20 protein-coding genes are annotated in these 26,600 nt (G+C 63.7%); 13 read left to right on the forward strand and 7 right to left on the reverse strand.

The annotated features are described in order from the left end of the window. Positions 1-14: 14 nt before the first annotated feature. Both guaA and guaB read right to left on the reverse strand, forming a co-directional pair. Positions 15-1,565 carry a glutamine-hydrolyzing GMP synthase gene (gene guaA / locus HNQ81_RS07665; RefSeq protein ID WP_183349986.1) on the reverse strand — a complete coding sequence of 517 codons (1,551 nt, stop codon included), beginning with the start codon at positions 1,563-1,565 and terminating at the stop codon, positions 15-17. Between the two features lie 78 nt (positions 1,566-1,643). Continuing rightward, complete coding sequence (guaB, locus tag HNQ81_RS07670) at positions 1,644-3,107, reverse strand: IMP dehydrogenase (protein WP_183349988.1); 1,464 nt, start codon at positions 3,105-3,107, stop codon at positions 1,644-1,646. 223 nt (positions 3,108-3,330) lie between these two features. On the opposite strand from guaB, the gene HNQ81_RS07675 reads away from it, so the two are divergent. Then, on the forward strand, positions 3,331-3,942 hold the full coding sequence (locus HNQ81_RS07675; RefSeq protein ID WP_183349990.1) for an L-threonylcarbamoyladenylate synthase: 612 nt from the start codon (positions 3,331-3,333) through the stop codon (positions 3,940-3,942). Here HNQ81_RS07675 and HNQ81_RS07680 read toward each other — a convergent pair. From HNQ81_RS07680 to HNQ81_RS07700, 5 genes are all read right to left on the reverse strand, one after another. Further along, on the reverse strand, positions 3,926-4,210 hold the full coding sequence (locus HNQ81_RS07680) for an HU family DNA-binding protein (protein WP_183349992.1): 285 nt from the start codon (positions 4,208-4,210) through the stop codon (positions 3,926-3,928). The two genes, HNQ81_RS07675 and HNQ81_RS07680, sit on opposite strands and share 17 nt — an antisense overlap. Positions 4,211-4,342: 132 nt before the next feature. After that, entirely contained in the window at positions 4,343-6,073 is a 1,731-nt protein-coding gene (locus tag HNQ81_RS07685) for a 30S ribosomal protein S1 (protein ID WP_183349994.1), read from the reverse strand. 216 nt (positions 6,074-6,289) lie between these two features. Beyond that, complete coding sequence (locus tag HNQ81_RS07690; protein ID WP_337833432.1) at positions 6,290-7,747, reverse strand: DEAD/DEAH box helicase; 1,458 nt, start codon at positions 7,745-7,747, stop codon at positions 6,290-6,292. A gap of 285 nt (positions 7,748-8,032) precedes the next feature. After that, on the reverse strand, positions 8,033-8,713 hold the full coding sequence (locus tag HNQ81_RS07695) for a hypothetical protein (protein WP_183349999.1): 681 nt from the start codon (positions 8,711-8,713) through the stop codon (positions 8,033-8,035). A gap of 61 nt (positions 8,714-8,774) precedes the next feature. Beyond that, the gene (locus tag HNQ81_RS07700; RefSeq protein ID WP_183350001.1) at positions 8,775-9,950 is read right to left on the reverse strand and encodes a type IV pilus twitching motility protein PilT; all 1,176 of its coding nucleotides are present in this window, start codon (positions 9,948-9,950) and stop codon (positions 8,775-8,777) included. A 148-nt stretch (positions 9,951-10,098) separates the two neighbouring features. On the opposite strand from HNQ81_RS07700, the gene ilvD reads away from it, so the two are divergent. The 12 genes from ilvD (at position 10,099) to HNQ81_RS07760 (ending at position 26,580) form a co-directional block, all read left to right on the forward strand. Beyond that, complete coding sequence (gene ilvD / locus HNQ81_RS07705; RefSeq protein WP_183350003.1) at positions 10,099-11,934, forward strand: dihydroxy-acid dehydratase; 1,836 nt, start codon at positions 10,099-10,101, stop codon at positions 11,932-11,934. 3 nt (positions 11,935-11,937) lie between these two features. Beyond that, entirely contained in the window at positions 11,938-12,549 is a 612-nt protein-coding gene (gene yedF / locus HNQ81_RS07710; protein ID WP_183350005.1) for a sulfurtransferase-like selenium metabolism protein YedF, read from the forward strand. A gap of 142 nt (positions 12,550-12,691) precedes the next feature. Beyond that, positions 12,692-14,470 carry an FAD-dependent oxidoreductase gene (locus tag HNQ81_RS17915; protein WP_183350007.1) on the forward strand — a complete coding sequence of 593 codons (1,779 nt, stop codon included), beginning with the start codon at positions 12,692-12,694 and terminating at the stop codon, positions 14,468-14,470. Then, complete coding sequence (locus HNQ81_RS07720; protein ID WP_183350009.1) at positions 14,467-16,317, forward strand: 2-oxoacid:acceptor oxidoreductase subunit alpha; 1,851 nt, start codon at positions 14,467-14,469, stop codon at positions 16,315-16,317. Before HNQ81_RS17915 ends, HNQ81_RS07720 begins: the two co-directional genes overlap by 4 nt. Then, positions 16,314-17,366, forward strand: a complete 1,053-nt coding sequence (locus HNQ81_RS07725) for a 2-oxoacid:ferredoxin oxidoreductase subunit beta (RefSeq protein ID WP_183350011.1) — start codon at positions 16,314-16,316, stop codon at positions 17,364-17,366. The genes HNQ81_RS07720 and HNQ81_RS07725 overlap by 4 nt, the downstream gene beginning before the upstream one ends. A 52-nt stretch (positions 17,367-17,418) precedes the next feature. Then, positions 17,419-17,991 carry a manganese efflux pump MntP gene (locus tag HNQ81_RS07730; protein WP_183350013.1) on the forward strand — a complete coding sequence of 191 codons (573 nt, stop codon included), beginning with the start codon at positions 17,419-17,421 and terminating at the stop codon, positions 17,989-17,991. A gap of 149 nt (positions 17,992-18,140) precedes the next feature. Beyond that, positions 18,141-20,603: a hypothetical protein gene (locus HNQ81_RS07735; protein ID WP_183350015.1), complete on the forward strand. Its 2,463-nt coding sequence runs from the start codon at positions 18,141-18,143 to the stop codon at positions 20,601-20,603. Next, a complete protein-coding gene (gene holA, locus HNQ81_RS07740; RefSeq protein WP_183350017.1) occupies positions 20,560-21,939 on the forward strand; it encodes a DNA polymerase III subunit delta in 1,380 nt (459 codons plus the stop codon). The genes HNQ81_RS07735 and holA overlap by 44 nt, the downstream gene beginning before the upstream one ends. A gap of 117 nt (positions 21,940-22,056) precedes the next feature. Further along, complete coding sequence (locus HNQ81_RS07745; protein ID WP_183350019.1) at positions 22,057-22,371, forward strand: ATP-dependent Clp protease adaptor ClpS; 315 nt, start codon at positions 22,057-22,059, stop codon at positions 22,369-22,371. A gap of 36 nt (positions 22,372-22,407) precedes the next feature. Continuing rightward, on the forward strand, positions 22,408-24,669 hold the full coding sequence (gene clpA / locus HNQ81_RS07750) for an ATP-dependent Clp protease ATP-binding subunit ClpA (RefSeq protein ID WP_183350021.1): 2,262 nt from the start codon (positions 22,408-22,410) through the stop codon (positions 24,667-24,669). A 63-nt stretch (positions 24,670-24,732) separates the two neighbouring features. Continuing rightward, positions 24,733-25,080 (forward strand): histidine triad nucleotide-binding protein, encoded by a 348-nt coding sequence (locus tag HNQ81_RS07755; RefSeq protein ID WP_183350023.1) that lies wholly within the window; start codon positions 24,733-24,735, stop codon positions 25,078-25,080. Between the two features lie 150 nt (positions 25,081-25,230). After that, positions 25,231-26,580 (forward strand): DNA recombination protein RmuC, encoded by a 1,350-nt coding sequence (locus HNQ81_RS07760; protein WP_183350025.1) that lies wholly within the window; start codon positions 25,231-25,233, stop codon positions 26,578-26,580. Positions 26,581-26,600 lie beyond the last annotated feature (20 nt).

Raw genomic sequence — 26,600 nt, forward strand, 5'->3', positions numbered from 1 at the left:
CGCTCCGCCTTCGCTTATTCCCACTCGATGGTCGCCGGCGGCTTCGAGGAGATGTCGTAGACGACCCGGTTGACTCCCCGCACCTCGTTGATGATCCGGCTCGAGATCGTTCCCAGCAGCTCGTAGGGCAGTTTCGACCAGTCGGCGGTCATCGCGTCCCGCGAGTCGACGGCCCGCAGGGCGATGACATTCTCGTACGTCCGACCGTCGCCCATGACCCCGACCGTCTGGATCGGCAGCAATACCGCGAACGACTGCCAGACCTGGCGGTACCAGCCGCTCTTCTTCATCTCCTCGAGGACGATGACATCGGACTGGCGCAGCACCCGCAGCCGCTCGGCCGTCACTTCCCCCATGATCCTGATGCCGAGGCCGGGTCCGGGGAAGGGCTGGCGGTAGATGGCCTCTTCGGGCAGGCCGAGCTCCAGCCCGAGCTCGCGGACCTCGTCCTTGAACAGCTCGCGCAGCGGCTCGATCAACTCCAGCTTCATGATCTCCGGCAGGCCGCCGACGTTGTGGTGCGACTTGATCGGGGCCTCGCCGCGGTACGACACCGACTCGATGACATCCGGGTACAGCGTGCCCTGGGCCAGGTAGCGGACCTCGCCGATCTTGCCCGCCTCTTCCTCGAAGATCTTTATGAAGCCGAGACCGATCCGCTTGCGTTTGATCTCGGGGTCGACCACCCCCTGCAGTTGCCCGAGAAAGTAGTCGGTGGCATCGACATCGATGACGTTGAGCTTGCTCGTTTCCTTGAAGAAACGCAGGATCGCCTCCGATTCGCCGGTCCGCATCAGGCCGTTGTTGACATAGATGCAGGTCAGCTGGTCGCCGATGGCCCGGTGGACGATGGCCGCCACCACCGACGAATCGACCCCGCCGGACAGCGCACAGATGACCCGGGAGTCGCCGACCTTGGCGGTGATCGCCGCCACCGTCGATTCGATAAAGGAATGCATGGTCCACGACGGGCTGCAGTTGCAGATGGCGAAGATGAAGTTGCGGAGAATGTCGGTGCCGATCAGGGTATGGGCCACCTCCGGGTGGAACTGCACGGCGACGAAGGGTCTGGTCCGGTGTCTGAGGGCGGCATAGGGTGAATGGGCGCTGGTGGCGGTGACGACGAAATCGTCGGGCAGCAGCTCGATGCGATCGCCATGGCTCATCCATACCTGGTAATGGATCGCATCGGATTCGAGGCCGGCGAAGAGGCCGTCCGTCTGGTGAATCAACAGATCGGCCTTGCCGAACTCGCGTTTTTCCGCCCTCTCGACCCGGCCGCCCAGTTGCTGCATCATCAGCTGGGCCCCGTAGCAGATCCCGAGGACGGGGATCCCCAGGTCGAAGAGCGCCGGGTCCGAATGCGGGGCATCGTCGTCATAGACCGAGCAGGGACCGCCGGAGAGGACAATCCCCGACGGCTTCAAGGCCTTGATCTTCTCCAGGGAGGTCGAGAAGGGATGAATCTCGCTGTAGACCTTCTGCTCCCTGATCCGGCGGGCGATCAGCTGCGTGGTCTGCGAACCGAAATCGAGGATGATGATCTTTTCGCTGTGGATATCCATGGTCCTCACATATTCTGATGGAAACCGGCCCTGGTCGGCGCCGGCCGCTGTTCAGGCCTCTGCGGCACGGGTGGAAGTTCAGGCCGTCCGGTAGTTCGGCGCCTCTTTGGTGATGATGACGTCGTGGACATGCGACTCGCGCAGTCCGGCGGCGGAGATGCGGACGAACCTGGCCTTCTTCTGCAGGTCGGCGATCGTCGCCGCCCCGACATACCCCATGCCTGAACGCAACCCGCCCAGCAGTTGATAGATGACGGAGATGATCGAGCCGCGGTACGGCACCTTGCCCTCGATGCCTTCGGGTACCAGTTTCGACGCCGAGGTGATCTCCGACTGGAAATAGCGGTCGGAGGAGCCCTGGCTCATCGCCCCGAGCGATCCCATGCCGCGATAGCTCTTGTAGGTCCGGCCCTGGTAGAGGAAGGTTTCGCCCGGGGTCTCGTCGGTCCCGGCCAGGAGGCTGCCGATCATCACCGAGTGGGCGCCGCCGCCGATGGCCTTGGTCAGGTCGCCGGAATGCTTGATGCCGCCGTCGGCGATGATCGGGATATCATGTTTGTTCGCCTCACGGACGCAGCGCTGGATCGCCGTCATCTGCGGGACGCCGACACCGGCGACGATCCGGGTGGTGCAGATCGAACCGGGGCCGACCCCCACCTTCACCGCGTTGGCGCCGGCCTTGATCAGGTCGGCGGTCGCCTCACCGGTGGCGACGTTGCCGGCGATGATCGACAGGTTCGGGAAGGCCGCCCGCACCATCTCGACGGCCCGCAGGACACCGGCGGAATGACCGTGCGCCGAGTCGATGGCGACGACATCGACGCCAGCCCGGACCAGCCGCTCGGCATGTTCCTCGATCGTCGGCCCGACTCCGAGGGCCGCGCCGACGATCAGACGCCCGAACTGGTCCTTCGCCGCCAGCGGATATTTCTTGATCTTCTCCAGGTCCTTGATCGTGATCAGTCCCTTGAGCTGCCCCTCGTCATCGACCACCAGCAGTTTTTCGATGCGGTGCTCATGCAGCAGGGCCTTGGAGTGTTTCAGATCGATGCCGACCTTGGCCGTCACCAGGTTTTTGCTCGTCATGACATCGGAGACCCGCAGGTCGGTATCCGAAACGAAGCGCAGGTCCCGGTTGGTGACAATGCCCACCAGCCGTCCCTCATGCAGTACGGGAAGGCCGGAAATCTTGTAGGCGCTCATGATCTCCTGGACCTCGGCTACCGACTGATCCTGGCGGACGGTAATCGGGTCGATGATCATCCCCGACTCCGATTTCTTTACCCGCTCGACCTCGAGGACCTGCTGGTTGATGCTCATGTTCTTATGGATAATGCCGATGCCGCCTTCCCTGGCCATGGCGATGGCGGTCCGATGCTCGGTCACGGTATCCATCGCCGAGCTGACGAGCGGGGTGTTGAGGGGGATGCTGTCGGTGAGCATCGTCGCCAGCGAAACTTCCGTCGGCAGGACCTCGGATGCATCCGGCAGCAGCAGCAGATCATCGAAAGTGAGTGCCATCTCAACTGTATCTGGTAACATAGTCCCTCCTTGTGCGGGAATACCGGCTCGGGTCTGCGGCATCCGGCGGCACCCTTCTCCACCGTCCGCAATGACCTTCCGCCTTCAATAAGGCTCTTTGAAGTAAAGCATACTTCAGCGAAATCTCAAACCCCCGCCGCATTCATCGGTGTTCAAGCGGCCAGGGAGTGAGTATAATTGCAGCAACAACCGTCCGGAATTTTTTACGCCCTACAGGTTCCCCATGCTCTTGGAAATAAATCCAGAAAACCCGCAGCTCCGGCTGATACAGCAGGTCGTTGAGAAACTGAACAACGGAGCGGTCATCGCCTCGCCGACCGACACCGGCTACGGCATCGGCTGTGACATCTTCAATCAGAAGGCGATCAGGCGGATCCAGCAGATCACCGGACGGCCGGAAAACAAGCCGTTCTCCTTCATGTGTTCCGATCTCAGGCACATCAGCGAATATGCCCATGTCTCGAACACCGCCTACCGGCTGCTGAAAAAATGCCTGCCCGGTCCCTACACCTTCGTCCTGCCGGGGACCAAGCTGGTCCCCAGGATCATGCTCACCAAGCAGAAGACCGTCGGCATCAGGGTGCCCGGCCATCCCATCAGCCGGCTGCTCATCGCGACCCTCGGCCATCCGCTGCTCAACGCCAGCGTGCCGACGGCCGGCGACCAGCCCGCCCCCAGCGAACCCTTCCTGATCGACGAACTCATCGGCAATCGGGTTGACCTGATCATAGACGGGGGCCGGATCGTGCCCGACCCCTCCTCGGTTGTCGACCTGACCCGTGATTCCCCGGAAATTCTTCGTGTCGGCAAGGGCGATATCAGTCTTTTTCGCTGATCAACTGTTCTTTCAGTGATTTACTCATCGTAAAATGGAGCGTCCGCCGCTCCGGGATTTCCATTACCACGCCGGTTCGGGGATTCTTGGTGTTGCGCGGCCGTCGTTCCCTGGTTGAAAACGAGCCGAATCCCCGCAATTCGATCCGTCGTCCCTCTTTGAGGGCCTCGGCCATGGTTTCGAGGATAATGTCAACCGCCAGCCCGATATCCTGTTTCTGCTGGCCAAGTTCCATGCTCACCTTGTCGACGATATCTTTTTTCAGCATTCCAGTCTCTCTCTGATCATCCTTCCACCATTCCGCAACGCCCCGTCCAGGTATAAAAAAAGGTTGTTCCACCATTCTATCTCCGGTGGAACAACCTTTCGTCAACGGTTGCTTGCAGCCCGCAGAATGCGGTTATTCTCCATCCGACTGATTGCCGCTTTCAGCCGCAGCCTTCAACAGGTCGCCGAAGGTCGAGGGCGAGCTGTCCGCCTGGTCCTTCTCATGCTGTTTATAGCTTCCCACGGCCTGCGCTTCGTCATCCCCTTCGAGGGTCTTGACGGAGAGACCGATCTTGCGATCCTTGGCCGAGACATTGATGACGATCGCCTTCAACGTGTCGCCGACCTGGTACATGCCGACCGGGGTCTTGACCTTGTCCTTGCTGATCTCGGAAACATGGACCAGTCCCTCGATGCCCTCTTCGAGTTTGACGAAGATGCCGAAATCGGTGACGTTGGTGATCGTTCCCTCAACCACCGTTCCCGACGGGTACTTGTTATAGGCAGCCTGCCACGGATCGGGAACCATCTGCTTGATGCCCAGGGAGAAGCGCTCGTTCTCCTTGTCGATCTTCAGCACGACGGCCTGGATGGTTTCGCCCTTGGTGTATTTCTCGGACGGATGTTTGATCCGCTCGGTCCAGGACAGGTCGGAGACATGGATCAGGCCGTCGATACCCTCCTCGATGCCGATAAAGACGCCGAAATCGGTGATGTTCTTGATCTTGCCCTCGATGATCGAGCCGACCGGATAGTTCTCGGTGACCAGATCCCACGGGTTCGGCTGGAGCTGTTTCATGCCGAGCGAGATGCGTTTGGTCTCGGTCTCGATGTTGAGCACCATGACCTCGACCTCGTCGCCGACCGCAACCATCTTGGAAGGATGGCGGGGCTTTTTCGACCAGGTCATCTCGGAGACATGGATCAGGCCCTCGACACCTTCCTCCAGTTCGACGAAGACACCGTAGTCGGTGATAGAGACAACCCGGCCGGCGGTCTTCTGGCCGACCGGATAGCGGGAGATCACCGTCTCCCACGGATCTTCACGCAGCTGTTTGACACCGAGCGATACCCGGTCGTGCTCCTTGTCGTATTTGAGCACCTTGACCTCGAGCTCCTGGCCGACCTTGTACAGCTTCGACGGGTGCGAGACGCGTCCCCAGGACAGGTCGGTGATATGGCAGAGACCATCCATGCCGCCCATGTCGATGAACAGACCGTAATCGGTGATATTGGTGATGGCCCCCTTGATGATCTGACCCTCCTCGAGCCTGGACCGCATCTTCTCGCGCAATTTGTTCCTTTCTTCCTCGAGAATGGCGCGACGGGAAATAACCACGTTGTTGCGCTTGCGGTTGAACTTGAGGATCTTGAACTCGAACGCCTGACCGATCAGAGCGTCGAGGTCCTTGACCGGACGGAGATCGATCTGCGAATAGGGGAGAAACGCGGGAACGCCGATATCGACGGACATGCCGCCCTTGACCCTGCTTTCCACCTTGCCCTCGATCGTCCCATCGTTTTCCTGGATCTTGGCGATATCCTCCCAGACCTTGATGGCGATCGCCTTTTCCCGTGACAGAAGAAGACCACCCTCCTCCTTGCGCCGCTCGACGAATACCTCGAAGGAATCTCCCACCTTGATCTCGGTTTCACTATCCTGGCGGAATTCGGCCTTGGAAATATAGCTCTCCGCCTTGTCGCCGACATCCACAAGGTAAAAGTCGTCGACACTGCCGATGATGGTTCCTAACGCCACATCACCGACAGCGATAACCTTGTTGTTCTCTTCCATCTCGAAAAGCTCGGCAAAGCTCAGCTCTTCACTGTCATTATCCAGGGTTGATTGGTTCAGATCTGTCATGGATTCGCTCGTATTTCGGCCAACAGGGCCAATGGGTTGAAGGTGCGACACACCCTGTCCCAGACAGGTTGCATCAAATAAATAGAGGTCGCGCTCCGAATAGAAGGCAACCTCCGCTCACAGCATAACACTATTTCATACCAAAAATTCCATCGCCAGACAAGTACTTCTTATCCAACCCCTCATCAATTGCCGAGGCAAGGTTTGGAAGAACGGCTATGCCGAATTGCCGGACGACCCACCCCGCTGGCCCGGCCGCCTTTTTCTCCGGCCCGACGACTGCCGGCGCGGCGCCTGTTCCCCCCGCTCCTGACGCGGGGCCGGGGCGCCTTTGGGGGGCGGCTGGAGCAGCCACTCGTCAGGCATCACGCACTCCAGTTTCCTGCCGATATACTCTTCGATCGCCGGAAGATAGAACGCCCCTTCCTCACAGGCAAAACTGACAGCGGTGCCGACCGCCCCGGCCCTCCCCGTCCGGCCGATGCGGTGGACATAATCTTCCGGTTCGTAGGGCAGGGTGTAGTTGACGGCGTAGGTGATCCCCTCGATATGAATGCCGCGGCCGGCGACATCGGTCGCCACCAGGACATTGGTCCGGCCGGTCCGGAAGCTTTCGAGACGGCTGGTCCGTTTGACCTGCGGCACCTCGCCGGACAGCAGCAGACATTCGACGCCGTTGCGCTGCAGACGGTCGCTGAGCCGCTTGGCCTCGTTCTTCATATTGGTAAAGACGATGATGCGCTCGTCTCGATGCCTGGCGATGAGGTTGTACAGCACGGTATACTTTTCATCGGCCGTGACCAGATACACGATCTGCTTCACCGTGGCGACGACGACCTGCTCGACCTCGGCCTCCACCGTCCGCGGATGGACGCACCACTGGGACGCCAGATGCTTGACGTCTTCGGACAGCGTCGCCGAGAAGAGCAGGGTCTGGCGCTCCTCCTTTTTCGGCAGGCGGCCGATAATGCGGCGGACGTCGGGGATAAACCCCATATCGAGCATCCGGTCCGCCTCATCGATGACCATGATCCCGCAGCCGTCGAGGGAAAGAATGCCCTTGCCGAGGAAATCGAGGAGGCGGCCGGGGGTCGCGACGACGATATCGGTTGTCCCCCGCGTCAGGTCGTTCATCTGGGCCTGGTAGTCCGTCCCGCCAAACACGGCGGTGACCCGGAGCCCCGTATACTTTGCCAATGCCACCCCGTCCCTGGCAATCTGCAGCACCAGCTCACGGGTCGGCGCGATCACCAGCGCCCGCGGCCGCTTCCCCTCACGATCGTCCCGCATCAGGCGGGCAAGAATCGCCACGAGAAACACCGCGCTCTTGCCGGTGCCGGTGTTCGCCTTGCCGATCAGGTCGTGTCCGGCCAGAACCTCAGGCAGCGATTTTTCCTGGATCGGCGTGCAGTAGCGAAAATCGAGATCGGCGATACCATGCATGACCTCCGGGGGAATATCGAAATCATGGAATCGAGTCTGCCCGGCGATCGGCTCGACCGCAAACTGATCGATGGTCCAGGCGGACTCGACCTCAACGGCGGCAGGGGGGCGAGGATCCCGTCTTTTCCTTTTTCTTCCCGGCCGCTCCTGCCCCTCGGCCGGCTGATTGTCCCGAACGACCGGCGCAACCGGGACCTCCATGGTCGACAGATCTTCAGCCGGTCTCTCCACAGCTTGCCGGCGGCCGAACAGCTGCCTCGAATGCAGGCGTCCAGCCCGCGCCAGGTTCCGTATTTTTCTCCCCGCAGAGAGAACAATTCTTTTAATCATATCAAATAAATAATACCAATAAATGAAATTCGGGCGATACGCCCTGGGGCATCCCCCCATTCTCCGGCCCTACCGGCCAGAGCGATGGAAGACGGTTTCGGCAATCGAGAAGCGACGATCGAAGACGACAGGGCTCAAGCGCCTCGGATCGACTCCAACCGTGCCAGCACAGCGCAACGCAGACCGCTATCTCCCGACCAGGCGGAGTTCCTCCATCAGCGGGCCGAAGAGCGCCTCGTATTCGGGGATCGTCTTGCGCAGCAGCAGGGAAAAGCGTGGGATATCTTTGTCATTGACGACGAGGTTGGCAGAACAGGCCAGCGCCTGCAGATTATACATCGTGCTGAACTCGCTGCCGATCAGAACATAGAAGATATACCTTCTCTTCGCCATGTTCATCGCTCTCATAAAACTATGGAACGTCCCCTCGAGTCCGGAATTTTCAAACTGCGAATGCAGAACCACCGAGGCGTAATTGACGAACTGCATCCTGGTCATGCCATCCTCGGGCGATTCCGCCACTTCCACCTTGTAGCCGAGTTTCTCGAGATCGGCGACAACAGTGGTACGCGCCGGCAGGCCGGCCATCAGCACCAGGGCCCGCGGCACCTCCTCGACCGTCTCGGCCTCCTCGAAGTCCTCTTCCTTGAGCCAGGAGATATCCGGGGGATCAGGAGGCCGGACGACGACTTTTTGCTGACTGGCCGGAACCGCTTTTCCCGCCATCGCCGCATCGATACCAAACGGTTGCGCGCATTGGATGCACTTGACTCGCAGTTGCTGCCCCGGCGCCAGGGCCTCGAGGCTGCTCTGGATCTTGCCGCCGAGTTTCATCTGTTTTCCGCAGTGCGGACAGTTCACGTTCATATCGCCCTCTCCTCCGGCCCCATGTAGACATCATCTTCGCTTACCATTGCCCGCCCCCCATCTACCGGCGAAACCTGCCCCGCTCCTCTTCTTCCTCCATCGCCAGACCGGTCAGCGACGTCGTCGCCTCGCCGCGTTCCGATTTCAGCCGGTCGAGGCCGCGGTTCATCTCGTTGCGATGCGAACAGTAGGTGATCGCGGTCTTCTCCGTCACCAGGTTCTGGCTGTACAACTCGAGGATGTGCTGGTCAAAGGTGCGCATGTTCAAGGCCGAGCCTTCCCTGACGATGTTGTAGAACGTCTTTTCTTCGGTCTCCCCGTTGAGGATGAGGTCCTTGACCCGCAGACTGGTGCAGAGAATCTCCATCGCCGCCACCCGGCCGCCGCCGATCTTCGGCAGCAGGCGCTGACTGACGATCCAGCGGATGGTATCAACCAGACGGTTGCGGATCTGCGGCTGTTCCTCCTGCTCGAACATACTGAGGATACGGTTGATCGTCTGACCGGCATCGATGGTATGCAGGGTCGAGAGGACGAGATGACCGGTCTCCGCCGCCGTCATCGCGATCTCCATGGTCTCGCGGTCACGCATCTCGCCGACCAGGATGACCTTCGGCGCCTGGCGCAGAGCGGCGCGCAGACCGACGGCGAAGGCGCTGAAGTCACTGCCCAGTTCACGCTGGTTGAAAGTCGCCTTGTGCTGGGGATGAACGTACTCGATCGGATCCTCGAGCGTCACCACATGAACGGCCCGCTCATGGTTGATCCGGTCGAGCAGCGCCGCCAGCGACGTCGTCTTGCCGGTGCCAGTGGCGCCGGTAAACAGGATCAGGCCGTTGATCTCCCGCGCCATTTTGTCGAAGGCCGGCGGGAAGTTCATGTTCTCGATGGTCGGGATCTGGGATTCGAGCTTACGCAGAACAGTCGTGTAATACCCCTTCTGGCTGAAAATATTGACCCTGAAGCGTGCCGTGTTGCCGAGGGCATACGGCAGGTCGCACGAGCCGTGCTCCACCAGGTCGGTAAGCAACCGTTTATTGTTGCCGATCAGGTTGAGAGCAAAGGTCTCGGTCTGAAACGGGGTAAGCTCGCGCACCGGCGGCTCGACCGCCACGGGAACAAGTTGCCCGGCCGACTCGACCTGCAGGGTTTTTCCCACCGTGATGTTGAGGTCAGAGACGTTGCTGTTGGACTCGAGCATCGCGGTAATCCAGTAATCGATTTCTGTCTTTTTCATCGCCGCCTCCTGAAAAAATGTGCAATACCACTAATTTTCATAGTATATTGCGAACAAAGAAACAAGAAATATACCGCATGTTCATTTTTTTTCTGCCGTATCCGGCCCGCATCACGACCGGACCGGCAGACCGCATAAGGAGTCCAGCATGGCAATCCCTCTCCGCAGCGCCACCACCACCCAGGGCCGGAGGATGGCCGGCGCCCGCAGCCTGTGGCGGGCCAACGGCATGACCGAGGAGCAGATCGGCATGCCGGTCATCGCGATCGTCAATTCCTTCACCCAGTTCGTCCCGGGCCACGTCCACCTCCACGACATCGGCCAGCAGATCAAGAAGATCATCGCCGATCTCGGCTGTTTCGCCGCCGAGTTCAACACCATCGCCATCGACGACGGCATCGCCATGGGTCATGACGGGATGCTCTACTCCCTGCCGTCGCGCGAACTGATCGCCGACAGCGTCGAGTATATGTGCAACGCCCACACCGCCGACGCGATGATCTGCATCAGCAACTGCGACAAGATCACCCCCGGGATGCTGATGGCGGCGATGCGCCTCAACATCCCGGCGATCTTCGTCTCCGGCGGGCCGATGGAGGCCGGAGTCGACGGCGACAAGCGCTACGACCTGATCGATGCGATGGTCATGGCCGCCGACCGCAACGTCGACGACACGACGGTCGAGCGGGTCGAACGCTGCGCCTGCCCCACCTGCGGCTGCTGCTCCGGGATGTTCACCGCCAACTCGATGAACTGCCTCAACGAGGCCCTCGGCCTGGCCCTGCCCGGCAACGGGACGGTGCTGGCGACCCATGCCGACCGCCTCGGCCTGTTCCGGCAGGCGGCCGAACGCATCGTCGCGATGGCCCGGGCCTGGTACGACGACGAGGATCATTCGGTCCTGCCGCGGACCATCGCCAGCCGCGCCGCCTTCCTCAACGCCATGTCGCTCGACATCGCCATGGGGGGATCGTCGAACACCGTCCTCCATCTGCTGGCGATCGCCCAGGAGGCCGGCGTCGATTTCACGATGGAGGACATCGACGCCTTGTCGCGCCGGGTCCCCAACCTCTGCAAAGTCGCCCCGACCTCCCACTTCCACATGGAGGACGTCAACCGGGCCGGCGGCATCATGGCCATCCTCGGCGAACTCGACCGGGCCGGCCTCCTCGACACGAGCGTGTCGAGGGTCGACAGCCCGACCCTGGCGGCGACCCTCGACGCCTGGGACATCATGCGGCCCTCGTGCAGCCGCGAGGCGGAGGCCATCTACCGCGGCGCCCCCGGCGGCCGGATCAACCTCGTCCTCGGCTCGCAGGACAACCGCTACCCCGAGCCCGACCGCGACCGGGAAAAGGGCTGCATCCGCGACCTGGCCCACTGCTACACCCGCGATGGCGGGCTGGCCGTGCTGTTCGGCAACATCGCCGAACGCGGCTGCATCGTCAAGACCGCCGGCGTCGATCCCTCGATCTTCGCCTTTTCCGGCACGGCCCGGGTATTCGACTCCCAGGAGGCCGCCTGCGACGCCATCCTCGACGGCGCCATCACCGCCGGCAACGTCGTGATCATCCGCTATGAGGGACCGAAGGGCGGCCCGGGGATGCAGGAGATGCTCTACCCGACCTCCTACCTCAAGTCGGTCCATCTCGGTGCCGCCTGCGCCCTGGTCACCGACGGCCGCTTCTCCGGCGGCACCTCCGGCCTGTCGATCGGCCACGTCTCACCGGAGGCGGCGGCGGGGGGGGCGATCGCCCTGGTCGAAGACGGCGACGTCATCGACATCGACATCCCGCAGCGGACGATCAGCGTCAGGGTCGCCCCGGATGTCCTCATCGCCCGCAGGCAGGAAGTGGAAAAGAAAGGGTCCCGGGCCTATGCCCCGGCCGAACGCCAGCGTACGGTTTCCAAGGCCCTGCAGGCCTATGCCCTGTTTGCCGCTTCGGCCGACAAGGGGGCGGTCCGAATTTTACCAGAGAATTAACCGATGAAGATTATCGATTGCCGGGGCATGAACTGCCCCGAACCGGTCCTGCAGACCAGGCAGGCCATGGCGGCCGGGGCGCCGGAAGGGCTGGCCGTCATCGTCGACAACGAGGGCTCGAAAGACAACGTCGAGCGCTTCGCCCGCAGCCAGGGCTGCACCACGACCGTCACGGTCCTTGCCGACGGTCAGTACCGGGTCGAGATCAGCGGGATTACGGCCGGAGCGGCGTCGACCGAGGTCGATCCCGCCGTGCTCACCTGTCCCCCGACGACGATCGGACCGGTCTGCATCATCCCGGCCGACTCGATGGGCCGGGGCAGCGAGGAGCTGGGATGGGCCCTGCTCCAGAACTACGTCAAGACCCTCAGGGAGCTGTCGCCGCTGCCGAGCAGGATCTTCTTCTACAACGGCGGGGTGAAAATCGTCGCCACCGACAACAAGGCGGTCGAGGCGGTCATCGAGATGGAGCGGCGCGGGGTGGAAATCTGGGCCTGCGGCACCTGCCTCGAGTATTTCCATCTGGAAAAGGACCTGAAGGTCGGCCGGATCACCAACATGTTCGACATCGTCAATACCATGGCCACGGCCGCCCGGGTCATCAGCCCGTACTGAGCCGCGGCCGGAGGACTGCCTCCACGCGCCCTGCCCGTCGCCGGCAGCCCCGGATTCCTGCAGGTATTCCGGCGGCAAATCGATTACAATACCGCATGCACGCTGCCGACCGCTTCACCTTTTCCACTGAAGGGATGATCCTGTGAAACCGACAAAAATCGAACATCCGGAATATTTCCACCGTGTCATCGACTGCCAGTACGCCTGCCCGGCCCACACCCAGGTGCCCGAGTACATCCGCCTGATCACCGCCGGCCGCTACGATGACGCCTATATGATCAACTGGATTTCCAACGTCTTTCCCGGCATCCTCGGCCGGATCTGCGACCGTCCCTGCGAACCGGCCTGCCGGCGCGGCCGGGTGGAAAAGGAGCCGGTCGCCATCTGCCGCCTCAAACGGGTGGCGGCCGATTTCAAGGAATCGATCAAGGCCCGCCTGCCGGTCCCGCCGAAGACCAAAAACGGCCGTCGCATCGCCCTGATCGGCGGCGGTCCGGCGTCGCTGACGGTCGCCCGCGACCTGCTGCCGCTCGGCTACCAGGTCGACCTCTTCGACGACCAGAGCGCCGCCGGCGGCTTCGTCCGCACCCAGGTCCCCTCCTTCCGCCTGCCCCAGGAGGTCCTCGACGAAGAGGTCAACTATATCCTCGACATGGGGGTCAACTGCCACTTCAACCACTATGTCGGCAGTCTGAAGGAGATGCTTGGCCGCGGCTACGACGCGATCTTCATCGGCACCGGCGCCCCCCGCGGCCGCGACCTCCCCGAGCTGCCCGGCCGCAAGGAAGGCGACCGCTTCATCCATGTCGGCATCTACTGGCTGGCGGCGGTGCTGTATCGCCACATCGACCGCATCGGCAAACGGGTCCTGGTGATCGGCGGCGGCAATACCGCGATGGACTGCTGCCGTACCGCCCGGCGGCTCGGCGGCGACAAGGTCAAGGTCGTCGTCCGCAGCCCGCGGGCCGAGATGAAGGCCTCGCCGTGGGAGATCGAGGACGCCCTGCATGAAGACATCCCGATCCATGACAAGCTTTCGCCCCTCGAATTCGTCATCAAGGACGGCCGTCTGGCCGGCATGCTGTTCGAACGGGTCGAAGGCCAGGTCGACGACCAGGGCCGACGCCGGTTGACAGCCACCGGCGAGGCCCCGGTCTTTCTCCCCTGCGACGAGGTCCTGCTGGCGATCGGCCAGCAGAACGCCTTCCCGTGGATCGAAAAGGATATCGGCATCGAATTCGGCCGCAACGGCCTGCCGGTGCTCCACGAGATCACCCACCAGTCGACGCTGCCCCAGGTCTTCTTCGGCGGCGACGCCGCTTTCGGCCCCAGAAACGTCATCACCGCCGTCGCCCAGGGACACCAGGCGGCGATCTCGATCCATCTCTTCTGCGAAGGCCGCGACCTCCGGCAGCGGCCGCACCCGCGGGTCAACCTGACCGGCCAGAAGATGGGATTCCACGACTGGATCTACGACAGCCATGTCACCGACGACGAGCGCCAGCTCGTGCCGACGGTCGAGAAGGTCAGATCGCTGAAGGACCGGCTGCTCGAGGTCGAACTCGGTTTCGACGCGGATCGGGGCCATCGCGAGTCCCGGCGCTGTCTCAACTGCGATGTGCAGACGATCTTCATCGACCGGACCTGCATCGAGTGCGACGCCTGCGCCGACATCTGCCCGGTGACCTGCATCAATTTCATCGTAGGCGGCGACGAGGACGATCTCCGCTCCCGCCTGCAGATCCCCGCCGACAACCGCGAGCAGGCCCTCTACGTCTCGCCGCCGCTGCCGACCGGGCGGGTCATGGTCAAGGACGAAAACGTCTGCCTCCACTGCGGCCTGTGCGCCGAACGCTGCCCGACCGCGTCATGGGAGATGTCGAAATTCACCTATCACGAAGCCCAGGCGGAGGACGTATGAGCAGGATTGAAAAGGTCAACGACTATGTCGTTCGTTTCGCCAACGTCAACGGCACCGGGTCGGCCAGCGCCAACAACCTCTTCGCCCTGGCGATTTACCGGATGGGGGTGCCGGTCACCCCGAAGAACATCTTCCCCTCGAACATCCAGGGGCTGCCGACCTGGTTCGAGGTCCGGGTCAGCGGCAGCGGCTACCTCGCCCGCCGCGCCGGCATCGACCTGACGGTCGCCGTCAACGGCCAGACCCTGGTCCAGGATTATAACGAGGTCCTGCCGGGAGGCTATTTCCTCTACGATTCGACCAAACGGCTGCCCGACGAGTGCCGGCGCGACGACCTCAACGTCATCGCCATCCCGCTGACCCAACTGTGCAACGATGCCTTCACCGATCCCCGGCTGCGCCAGCTGCTGAAAAACATCATCTATATCGGCGCCCTGGCCCAGCTCCTGGACATCGACCACGGGGTCCTGACCGCGGCGATCAGCGGCCAGTACGCCAAAAAGCCGCAGCTGGCCGAGTCGAACCTGCAGGCCCTCGAAATCGGTTACACCTACGCCGCCAATCATTTCGCCGGCGCCTGCGGCCTGAGGGTCGAGCCGCAGCCGACGAGTGGCGAATCCATCCTGATGGACGGCAACAGCGCCCTCGCCCTCGGCGCCATCTACGCCGGGGCGACGGTCGCCGGCTGGTATCCGATCACCCCCTCGACCTCCGTCGTCGAGGCCTTCGAGCGCTACGCCAACCGTTACCGGATCGAAGCGGAGACCGGCCGCAAGCGCTTCGCCATCATCCAGGCCGAGGACGAACTGGCGGCCATCGGCATCGCTATCGGCGCCTCGTGGAACGGGGCCCGGGCCTTCACCGCCACCTCCGGCCCCGGCCTGTCGCTGATGGCCGAATTCCTCGGTCTGGCCTACTACGCCGAGATCCCGGTCGTGCTGATGGATGTCCAGCGCGCCGGCCCGAGCACCGGCATGCCGACCCGCAGCCAGCAATCCGATATTCTCGACGCCGCCTACGCCTCGCACGGCGACACCAAACACGTCCTGCTGTTTCCCAGCGATCCGACGGAATGCTTCGAGATGGCCGTCGCCGCCTTCGACCTCGCCGAGCGGCTGCAGACCCCGGTCATCATCATGAGCGATCTCGATCTCGGCATGAACGACCACCTCTGCGCCCCGCTCTCCTGGGACGACAGCCGCCGCTACGATCGCGGCAAGGTCCTCGACGCCGCCGCCCTCGAGGCCCTGCCGACCAGGTGGGGCCGCTATCTCGATGTCGACGGCGACGGCATCTGCTACCGCACCTATCCCGGCACCCACCCCAGCAAAGGAGCCTATTTCACCCGCGGCACCTCGCATAACGAATATTCGGGGTACACCGAAGACAACACGATCTACCGCCGGGGCATGGAGCGGCTGGCCCGCAAGTGGCAGACCGCCAGGGACCTGGTACCGGCAGCGGAGGCAACGGAACGGGACAGCGAAACCATCATCGGCGCCATCTTCTACGGCACGACCAGCGCCGCCGCCCTCGAGGCCATCGACCTCCTCGCTGCCGAGGGCGTGGCGATCAACCTGCTGCGCCTCAAGGCCTTCCCCTTCGGCCCGGAGGTCAAGACCTTTATCGATCGGCATCGCCGGGTGTTCGTCATCGAACAGAACCGCGACGGCCAGATGCGGCAGCTGCTGATCGGCGAAGGCGATTTCCCGCCCGCCAAGCTCCTGTCGGTCCTCAATTTCGACGGCCTGCCGATCACCGCCGCCACCATCGTCGACCAGATCCAGCCCCTGCTGGCGGCACCTGATCCCGACGGCGACACCGAACCATCCGGAGAGAAACCATGACCTTCGTCCGCCCCAGTTTCCGCCATCCCCAGCAGCCCACCAACGCCCTCGGTTATGTCAGAAAGGACTACGAGGGATTGATCTCGACCCTGTGCGCCGGCTGCGGCCACGATTCGATCAGCAACGCCATCATCCAGGCCTGCTTCGAGATCCCGGTCGAACCGCACAAGGTCGTCAAGATGTCAGGTATCGGCTGCTCGTCGAAGACCCCGGCCTACTTTCTCGACCGCTCGCACGGTTTCAACTCGGTGCACGGGCGGATGCCGTCGATCGCCACCGGCGCCAACATGGCCAACCGCGACCTGATCTACCTCGGGGTCTCGGGCGACGGCGACACCGCCTCGATCGGCATGGGCCAGTTTATTCATGCCCTGCGGCGCGACCTCAATCTGACCTACGTCGTGATGAACAACGGTTGCTACGGCCTGACCAAGGGTCAGGACTCGGCCACCGCCGACCGCGGCTCGCGGACCAAGAAGGGGGCTCCCAATCCCTTCGAATCGATCGACCTCTGCGAAATGGCGATCCAGCTCGGGGCCGGCTTCGTCGCCCGCGGCTTTTCCGGCGACAAACAGCAGCTGGTGCCGCTCTTGAAGGCTGCCCTGCTGCACCGGGGCATCGCCCTGATCGATGTCATCTCCCCCTGCGTCACCTTCAACAACTCCTCGGGCTCGACCAAGAGCTATCAGTACGTCCGCGACCATATCGAGGCCACCGGCACCTTCGATTTCATCCCGTTGCAGCAGGAGATCGTCGTTCAGTATGAAGAGGGCGCCACCCAGGCGGTCACCATGCACGACGGCAGCATCATCCAGCTGCACAAGAACGTCGGCGGCGTCGATGTCACCAGCCGCCGCCGGGCGCTGGACCTGCTCGAGGCCGAGCGGGAGCAGGGCCGGCTGCTGACCGGCATCCTCTTCCTCGACCCGGAGAGCGAGGACACCCACGCCATCCTCAACACTACGCTGACCCCGCTCAACCAATTGACACAGGCCGAACTCTGCCCCGGCGCCGCCGCCCTCGAGCAGATCAACGCACGGTTCCGCTGATGATCCTGTTCCTCCCTGCCGCCGCTCGCTGACTTCGGGCCCCTCAGTCCCCATGTCGCTGCTCGCCCTCATCGGCATCGCCGTCGCCCTGGCGATGGATGCCTTCGCCGTCGCCGTCGCCATCGGCATCAGTCTCAAATCGATCCACTATCGCCAAGTCTTCCGCCTGGCCTGGCATTTCGGCCTGTTCCAGGCGATGATGCCGGTCATCGGCTGGGGCGCCGGCACCTCGGTCCGCTCCTATATCCAGGACTACGACCACTGGATCGCCTTCGCCCTGCTGACGCTGGTCGGCGGCAACATGCTGAAGGAGGCCTTTTTCGGCGACGAGGAGGAAAGCGAGAGCGAGAAGGATGCCACCCGCGGCCTGACCCTGGTCGTCCTGTCGGTGGCGACCAGCATCGATGCCCTGGCGGTCGGCTTCTCCATGTCGCTGCTGAACCTGGCAATCGCCACCCCGGCGCTGGTCATCGGCCTGGTGGCGGCCGCCTTCACCGTCGGCGGCCTCTATCTCGGCAACCGCGTCGCCAATTTCAAACGCTTGAGCAGCTGTGCCGAAATCCTCGGCGGCCTGGTCCTACTCGCCATCGGGGTCAATATCCTCCACGACCACGGCGTGTTCTGAGCCCGCGGGACCAACCATCGCGGGGGATCGACGCCATCCCCGGCAGCGGCGGCACAGCCTTCGGTGATGAAATCGGGACCCGAATCCGGTACACTGTATCCGGCAGCGATCCGGACCAGGCCCTATCCACACCCCGACAACGGCGACACGTGAACATATTCCCCCCCTACCGCCTCCTTCTCCTCAGCCTCATCGTCCTGCTGACATCGACAGCAACGGCTCCGGCGGCCTCGATCAAGGATACCGCCTACACCACGACCCTGGAGATCTACGCCAGGCTCCCCGGCGCCGGCACCCCGCCGGGGGCCGCGGACGAACGCCTGATCCGGGCCCTGTCCTACACCGGGATGCGAGCCTTCCGGGCCCTCTGTTCCCTGCCGGCGCTGACCAGGGACCAGGCGGCCACAGCCCTGCGCCGGCTGCCGACCACGACAATCCGCTATGAGCACATGCCGCTGCTCGAGAAGCTGGTCGCGATAAACGGCGCCACGGTCGACGACTGCTGGCGCCTGATCGACCGGCTGGCCCCGGTCGATTTCGTCACCGCCCGGGCCCTCGCCGGCCTGGCCCATGTTGCCGCCATGACGGTCGACGACCTGTTCGTGCTGATCGACCGGATCGCGGAGCTCGACGAACCCGGACGCTGGGCGGCGGCGAGCCTTTTTTCAGTGACCGCGATCACCGCCGCCGAGACCAGACGCGGCCTCGAGCTGATCGACGAGTTGGGGGAGCGGCAACGCTGGGCCGCCGAGCAGCAGTGCCGGATTCCGGGGATCACCGCCCGTGAGGCCCTGGCGGGGCTGGAGCGACTCCAGTACCTGGGAGAGAGCGATGCCTGGAACGCCCGGGCCCTGTTCATGCAGCCGGGCATGACTGCCGACCTCGCCGCCGCCTGGCTGCGGCGATATTTCAGCATCCCCGGCCCGGAGCGGGAGGAGGCCTTCCTCCGGCTGTCACCCGGCGACCGAACGATCCTGCTGCGGGTCTTCGCCGCCGCCGCCGATTATCCGCTGTGGCGGATCAACAACCTCCACGACATCACCGACGCGCGCGGCCGGGAGATCGGCAGCGGCACCCTGGCCGGTTATTCCGGCGACCGCCTCCTCACCCTGCTGCACCGTCTGCCGCTGGTCGTGCAGCGCCAGTATGGCACCGGGATGCGCCGCGCCCTCCAGCTCGGCAACCGCGGCGAGGCGGTCGCCGTTCTCCGCCGGGCGACGGCGGCAGCACGACAGCAGACGGCGGTCGACCTCACCAGCGCCAATATCTACGTCCTCCTCGCCCATGGCAGCGACCTCTACGACTCCTCCTTCCGCGACATCCTGGTCCCGGTGCTGAAGGAACGGATCGGCGCGAGCTTCGGCAACGACCTGCTGTCCTTTCTGGTCGCCACCGACCCGGAGGGGATCTTCGCCTCCGACTGCATCGCCAGCCTGGCCCAGAAGGGCAAGTTGACCGACTTCCTGCCGACAGACCCGGCCAGGCAGCAGCAGGTCCTCGACCTCGTCGCCCGGTCGGCGCTGCAGAGCGAGTTCAGCCTGATCCTGTTCTCGGCGACCTTCGGCCGCATCCTCGAAACGATCGCTCCGCCCGCCCGCTCCTACCTCATCGGCCTGCTGCTCGACGCCGCCGCCAGCGCCAACGGCCTGTTCTCCCGCCAGGTGCGGATCATCCTCCAGTACTATCTCGACGAATACCCGGCCCTGCTGACGGCGGCAGACAAGACCGGGATCGGCGGCATGCTCGCGACCCTCGGCCCGATCGATCTCGCCCCGTACACCCGCACCCCCTTCGCCGAGTGGGCCGCCGACGGCCGGCTCCAGAGCCTGTCGGTGTTCCAGGACGATGACGACGGCCGCTCCTCCTACCTCTCCAACAGCCGGACCCTGCTGGCCGGCGGCTACCGGCCGCAGCTGTCGGCGATCTACTCCCTGCCCGGACTGTCGACCTCGGCCGCCGCCGCCGCGCGTTCAGCCGTTGCCGCGGTCGCTGCCGGCGGCGAGGGACTGGGCCGGCTGCTGCAGCTTGCCGCCGCCCACCCCCTGGTCGTCGACTGGAGCAGGACGATCAACGGCCTCGCGATCAGCCATTCGGTCTTCGTCTACCAGGGCAAGACGACGCAGCAGCACCTGCTCGCCCGGTTCCTCAGAAGCCGCAGCGAGATGTTCGCCCAGCGCGGCCACAGCTACTGGCGCCGGGAGCAGCTGCTCGATCCGCTGGCGGACCTCCTCGCCGCCGGCGGGATCACCCCGGCCGACCTCCGGGCCAAGCAGCGTTTCCTCAGCATCGGCTCCTGCGGCGGCATCCGCGCCTATTCCGAGCTCAACCGGATGTTTTACAACCATGTCGACATCCTGGCCACCATCGGCACCGGCAAGACGACCATCAACAATCCCTACAACCGTCAGATCTTCGAGATCATCGCCCGCCATCGCGGCGGCCTGAGCTGGGAGGAACTGGCCCGGCAGTCGGCCGATATCTTTCACCGGAACCTCGGTGACGACTACCTGCAGCCGGGTTCACTGCCGGCTATCCTCCATAAAATCATGGACCTGAAACCGAAAAACGATGCCCCTGATCAAACGCGCCGAACTCCCGCCACTGCTCGCTGACCTGCCGCGTCAGGACCCGCCCCGGGTCTGCCTCTGCATCGGCGAGCGCTACCTCGCCCGGGAGGCCGCCGACATGCTGCAGCAGGCCCTTCTCGCCGCAGCCCCGGCGACGGTGCACAGCATCGACGGCGATCTCGAGGATCCGGCGACGACCCTGGCCAAGCTCACCAGTTTCTCGCTGCTGCCGGGGCGGCAGATCTTTCGGGTCGGCGACAGCCGGATCTTCCAGTCGAAGGTCACCGCCGCGGCGGTCTGGAACCGGGCCGTCCAGGCGAAGGACAGCGGCCATCCCGAAGCGGCCGCACGGCCGCTCGTTACCCTGCTGCAGATCGGCGGCATCGGTCGTGAATCGGCCACCCCCTTCACCGATCTCACCCCTGACCAGTGGCAGACGGCCTTCGGTTTCTCCAGACCGGCCGGCGACCTGGGCTGGGCCGACGGCCTGGCGGCCGGGGCCGACCTTGCCGCCGGCGCCGGCGGCAGGGAGGCGGGCATCGCCGACAGGTACGTCGCCGCGATCGAAAAGGGCCTGCCGCCGCCGAACATACTGATCCTCACGGTCGAAGAGGCCGACCGGCGCCAGAAACTCTTCACCACGATCAAGAAACACGGGCTGGTGATCGATTGCGCCGTCGCCGCCGGCTCGGGGGCCGCCGCCCAGGGCGAGCAGAAGGATGTCCTGCGCCGGCTGGTCCAGCAGACCCTGGGCGAATTCGGCAAGAAGATCGAACCGCGGGCCCTCGATCTCTTCTTCGAGCGGGTCGGCTTCCAGCCGGTGGCGGTCGTCATGGAGTCCGAAAAACTGGCCCTGTACGCCGAGGACCGCCCGCTGATCACCGTCGCCGACCTCGACGCGATGGTCGGCCGGAGCCGGGAAGACGCCCTCTTCGAACTGACCGACGCCTTCGGCAAGAGCCAGGCCGGACGGACACTGGAGATTTTGAACCGGCTCCAGGACAGCGGCACCCACGGCCTGGCGATCCTGGCGACGATGCGCAACTACCTGCGCCGGCTGCTGATCTTCCGCTCGCTGCAGCTGCGGCCCGAACCCCGATGGTACAACGGCATGAACGCCCGCCAGTTCCAGAACGACTACCTCCCGGCGCTGAAGGAAACGGGGGAATGGCCGGAGCTGTTCAAAGGCCATCCCTACGCCCTGTTCATGAGCTTCACCACTGCCGCCGGTTTCTCCTGCCGGGTCCTCCGGGACCTGCTGGAGATGCTGCTGGCGGCGGAATTCCGGCTCAAGGGATCGCCGCTGCCGCCGCGCCTGGTCCTCGAAGAGCTCTTTCTCGCGATGCTGCAGGCACGGCAGGCCGGAAGAGGAGGAGTCTGAAAGCGAGGAGGGCAACGCTCTCTTTCGCTGTTGAAAATGTCTCTTTCGTTATTATGATAGAAAAAGACTGAACGGATATACCGACGAGCAATCCTTTTCGACAACAGACAAATTTCGATGCCAGGGAAGAAAGAATCGCTGCAGGGCTCGGTCGCAACCAAAGACCGGACGAAGATCACCGAACCGCCGCTGTACAAGGTGCTGCTGCACAACGATGACTACACGTCGATGGAATTCGTCGTGTCGATCCTGATCGGGATATTTCACAAATCCCCGGCCGAGGCGACAAGGATCATGTTCAATGTCCATGAACAGGGGATTGGCATCGCCGGAATCTATACCCGGGAGATCTGTGAGACAAAGATAGACAAGGTTCACAGCCTGGCGCGGCTGAAGGAGTTCCCGCTGCGCTGCTCCATGGAGAGGGCCTGAGCACGAAATATCAACCGCAGCCCAGACGGTACACATATGCTGAGTAAAACATTGGAAAAAGCCCTTATTCGGGCGATCAGGGAAGCCAAGAACCACCACCATGAATACGTCACCGTCGAGCACCTGCTCTACGGTCTGCTCCATGACGAGCTGACCTCGTATATCATCAGTGAATGCGGGGGCTCGACCGACACCCTCAAGGAAAAACTCGAACGCTATTTCGCCGCCGAGATCCCGAAGCTGTCTTCGACCGGGGCGGCCGAACCGGCCCAGACCATCGCCTTCAACCGCGTCCTGCAGCGGGCCGTCGCCCACGTCCAGAGCTGCGGCAAGCAGGAGGTCGACAGCGGCGACGTCCTCGTCTCGATCTTTGCCGAGACCGAGTCGCACGCCGTGTATTTCCTCAGTTCGGTCGGCGTCGGGCGGATGGCCGTGGTCAACTTCATCTCCCACGAGCTGCCCGAGGGGCTGCAGAAGGAACCCCTGCCACGGCCGCCGGAATCACCCGACACCCGGGAACAGGGGGCGGCGGAGAAATCGCTGAAGGACTTTACCGTCAACCTGGCCCAGCAGGCCGCCGACGGCAAGCTCGATCCGCTGATCGGCCGGGTACCCGAGGTCAACCGGATCATGCAGGTGCTGTGCCGGCGCAAGAAGAACAACCCGCTGCTGGTCGGCGAACCGGGCGTCGGCAAGACGGCGATGGCCGAGGGCCTGGCCCTGCGCATCCACGAGGACAAGATCGCCCGGGCCGAAGGGCGCAAGGCCATCGTCCCCGATCTGCTGCAGGATGTCGAGATCCATCTCCTCGACATGGGCGGGCTGGTGGCCGGCACCAAGTACCGCGGCGATTTCGAGAAACGCCTCAAAGGCGTCATCCAGGCCATCGAGAACAAGGACAACGCCATCCTCTTCATCGACGAGATCCACACCATCGTCGGGGCCGGGGCGACCAGCGGCGGCTCGATGGACGCCTCGAACCTGCTCAAGCCGGCCCTGCAGTCGGGGATCCTGCGCTGCATCGGCTCGACGACCTACGAGGAGTACAAGAACCAGATCGAAAAGGACCGGGCCCTGTCCCGCCGTTTCCAGAAGATCGATATCGAGGAGCCCTCGGTCGATGACACCTGCCTGATCCTCAAGGGGCTGCAGGCCAGGTATGAGGATCACCACCAGGTCCGCTACTCGAAAAGTGCGATCCGGGCCATGGCCGAGTTGGCCGATCGCTACGTCAACGAACGCTTCCTGCCCGACAAGGCCATCGACGTCATGGACGAGGTCGGTTCGATGTTCCGTCTCGAGGGCCGCAAAGGGGCGATGGTCAAGGTCGCCGATGTCGAAAAGGTCGTCTCGAAGATCGCCCGGATCCCGGCCCAGAGCACCACGACCTCGGACATCGGCTCGCTGCGGGAGCTCGGAACGGGGCTGCGCCAGGTCGTCTTCGGCCAGGACGAGGCGATCGATGCCGTCGTCGCCGCGGTCAAGCGGTCGCGGGCCGGACTCGGCAACCCCGACTCGCCGACCGGCAGCTTCATCTTCGCCGGCCCCACCGGCGTCGGCAAGACCGAGGTCGCCCGCCAGCTGGCCCGGGTCTTAAACGTCCACTTCGAGCGTTTCGACATGAGCGAGTACATGGAGAAGCACGCGGTCTCCCGCCTGATCGGCTCACCCCCCGGCTATGTCGGTTTCGACCAGGGCGGCCTGCTGACCGAGGCGATCCGCAAGCATCCGCACACCGTGCTGCTGCTCGACGAGATCGAAAAGGCCCACCCCGATATCTACTCCATCCTGCTGCAGGTCATGGACCATTCGACCCTGACCGACAACTCGGGACGCAAGGCCGATTTCCGCAACGTCATCCTGATCATGACCACCAACGCCGGGGCCCGGGAACTGACGACCAGGAGCATCGGCTTCGTCAGCGACAGAAAGGGCCGCGACCAGACCGCGATCAACCGCATCTTCGCCCCCGAGTTCCGCAACCGGCTCGACGCCATCGTCACCTTCCGGGCCCTGAATCACGAGGCGATGGAGAATGTGGTCGACAAGCTGATCCGGGAACTGGAAGGCCAGCTGGCCGAGAAGCGGGTCAGCATCACGCTGTCGGCGGCGGCCAAATCCTGGCTCGCCGAGAAAGGCTACGACCCGGATTTCGGCGCCCGGCCGCTGCGCCGCCTGATCATGGCGGAGATCGGCGATGTTCTGACCGACGAGATCCTCTTCGGCGAGCTGAGCCGGGGCGGTGAGGCCGGGATCGACCTCGAGGACGGACGCCTGCACTTCACCTATACGCGTTGACCCCGACCTCCACGGCAGGGCCGTCCACCCGGACGGCCCTGCCCTTTTTTCACCGCCAGGAGCATGCCCATGACCGATTGTCTTTTCTGCAAAATCGCCGCCGGCAAGATTCCGGCCGAGATCGTCTACGAGGACGACGATCTGGTGGCCTTCCGGGATATCGCCCCGGTGGCGCCGCAGCACATCTTGATCATCCCCAAAAAACATATCACCGGACCGTCATCGATCGCCGCTGAGGACGAACAGCTGATCGGCAAAATGATGCGCGTCGCCGGCACGGTGGCGGCGGACAACGGCATCGGCAACGCCTTCCGGCTGGTCCTGAGCAACGGGGCGGATGCCGGACAACTGGTCTTCCACATCCACATGCACATCATCGGCGGCCGGCCGCTGCACTGGCCGCCGGGCTGATCGGTGCGGTCCGACCGCAACCTCCCGGATTGACGCACCACGCCTGTTTTGCACGAGCCTGGCCCTTGACGGTGATCTCAACCGGGGCCTGCCGGGAACACCGCCGAACCGCCTGTTGCCCATTTCTCCGCTCACGGGTATAACGTCTGCATGCAGAATCATCCGAATTCCCTGTCCCTCATCGATCTCCTCACACCGCTGCTCCCTGAAATCCCGCCGCCTCTGCTCCTGCTCATCCTCACCGCTGCCCTGGTCCTCGTCCTGGCCCTGCTCGCCGCGCTGCTCCTCCGCCATCGTCGCCTGCATCGCCGCCACCTTGCCCTGATCAGGGACCTGGCGGCGACACAGACCGCGGCCGCCGACGCGGGGGAGCAGATCGTCGAGCAGAAGCTGCGGCTCGTCGAACTGGAGACCCTGCTCGAGAGCGAGCGGCGCAACGCCGGCGACAAGCTCAACCTGCTGGAGGAGGCACGGAACGAACTCCGCCTGCAGTTCGAAGCGCTCGCCCACCGGATCTTCGAGGAAAAGAGCGAAAAATTCGGCAGCCAGAACCGGGAGCGGCTCGAGGCCATCCTCCAGCCCCTGCATCACCAGCTGACCGCCTTCAAGAAGGAGATTGGCGACATCTATGCCAACGACACCCGGGAGCGGACCTCGCTGAAGGACGAAATTCTCCGTCTCCGCGACCTCAACCGCCAGATCAGCGTCGAGGCGGTCAACCTCACCCGCGCCCTCAAGGGCGACAAGAAGGTCCAGGGCAACTGGGGGGAGATGGTGCTGGAAAAGGTGCTCGAGCAATCCGGCCTGCGCCGCGGCCATGAATATGACTGCCAGGAAGGTCTGCGCGACCGGGACAGCCGCCTGTTCCGCCCCGATGTCGTCGTCCACCTGCCGGAGGGTCGGGACATCGTCATCGACTCGAAGGTGTCGCTGATCAGTTGGGAACGCTACGTCGCCGCCGAGGAGGAAAAGACCCGCCAGCGGGCCCTGAGCGATCTGGCCGCCGCGGTCCGCGACCACCTGACCTCCCTCGGCGACAAGAACTACAGCGACCTGGAGGGGATCAGGTCACTCGATTTCGTCATCATGTTCATGCCGATCGAGGCCGCCTTCGTCGCCGCCATGCAGCAGGACGAAAGGCTCTTCGACGAGGCCTTCCGCCGGGGGATCATCGTCGCCACCCCGACGACTCTGCTGGCGACCCTGCGCACGGTCGAAAACATCTGGCGCTATGAACACCAGAGCCGCAATGCCCAGGAAATCGCCAGGCGGGCGGGGCTTATCCATGACAAGCTCTGCAGCTTCATCGAGGACATGGAGAAGATCGGCCGCCAGCTCGGCAACTGCCACCACACCTACGAGGCGGCAATGGCCAAGTTGAGCCAGGGGCGGGGCAATCTGATCGCCCAGGCCGGCCAGCTGACCGAACTCGGGGTCAAAGCCAGAAAAGAGATGCCGCGCGCCGTCCTCGACAGGACCGATATCGAACTGCCGAACTGAACATCCCCGGTTGCCGCAGC

Source organism: Desulfoprunum benzoelyticum (assembly GCF_014201505.1).
Lineage (GTDB): Bacteria > Desulfobacterota > Desulfobulbia > Desulfobulbales > Desulfocapsaceae > Desulfoprunum > Desulfoprunum benzoelyticum.

What these genes read in the sequence shown, in the direction of transcription:
- guaA (WP_183349986.1), bottom strand. Translation starts at nt 1,565, where the DNA reads ATGGATATCCACAGCGAAAAGATCATCATCCTCGATTTCGGTTCGCAG.
- guaB (WP_183349988.1), bottom strand. Translation starts at nt 3,107, where the DNA reads ATGTTACCAGATACAGTTGAGATGGCACTCACTTTCGATGATCTGCTG.
- HNQ81_RS07675 (WP_183349990.1), top strand. Translation starts at nt 3,331, where the DNA reads ATGCTCTTGGAAATAAATCCAGAAAACCCGCAGCTCCGGCTGATACAG.
- HNQ81_RS07680 (WP_183349992.1), bottom strand. Translation starts at nt 4,210, where the DNA reads ATGCTGAAAAAAGATATCGTCGACAAGGTGAGCATGGAACTTGGCCAG.
- HNQ81_RS07685 (WP_183349994.1), bottom strand. Translation starts at nt 6,073, where the DNA reads ATGACAGATCTGAACCAATCAACCCTGGATAATGACAGTGAAGAGCTG.
- HNQ81_RS07695 (WP_183349999.1), bottom strand. Translation starts at nt 8,713, where the DNA reads ATGAACGTGAACTGTCCGCACTGCGGAAAACAGATGAAACTCGGCGGC.
- HNQ81_RS07700 (WP_183350001.1), bottom strand. Translation starts at nt 9,950, where the DNA reads ATGAAAAAGACAGAAATCGATTACTGGATTACCGCGATGCTCGAGTCC.
- ilvD (WP_183350003.1), top strand. Translation starts at nt 10,099, where the DNA reads ATGGCAATCCCTCTCCGCAGCGCCACCACCACCCAGGGCCGGAGGATG.
- yedF (WP_183350005.1), top strand. Translation starts at nt 11,938, where the DNA reads ATGAAGATTATCGATTGCCGGGGCATGAACTGCCCCGAACCGGTCCTG.
- HNQ81_RS07720 (WP_183350009.1), top strand. Translation starts at nt 14,467, where the DNA reads ATGAGCAGGATTGAAAAGGTCAACGACTATGTCGTTCGTTTCGCCAAC.
- HNQ81_RS07725 (WP_183350011.1), top strand. Translation starts at nt 16,314, where the DNA reads ATGACCTTCGTCCGCCCCAGTTTCCGCCATCCCCAGCAGCCCACCAAC.
- HNQ81_RS07730 (WP_183350013.1), top strand. Translation starts at nt 17,419, where the DNA reads ATGTCGCTGCTCGCCCTCATCGGCATCGCCGTCGCCCTGGCGATGGAT.
- holA (WP_183350017.1), top strand. Translation starts at nt 20,560, where the DNA reads ATGCCCCTGATCAAACGCGCCGAACTCCCGCCACTGCTCGCTGACCTG.
- HNQ81_RS07745 (WP_183350019.1), top strand. Translation starts at nt 22,057, where the DNA reads ATGCCAGGGAAGAAAGAATCGCTGCAGGGCTCGGTCGCAACCAAAGAC.
- clpA (WP_183350021.1), top strand. Translation starts at nt 22,408, where the DNA reads ATGCTGAGTAAAACATTGGAAAAAGCCCTTATTCGGGCGATCAGGGAA.
- HNQ81_RS07755 (WP_183350023.1), top strand. Translation starts at nt 24,733, where the DNA reads ATGCCCATGACCGATTGTCTTTTCTGCAAAATCGCCGCCGGCAAGATT.
- HNQ81_RS07760 (WP_183350025.1), top strand. Translation starts at nt 25,231, where the DNA reads ATGCAGAATCATCCGAATTCCCTGTCCCTCATCGATCTCCTCACACCG.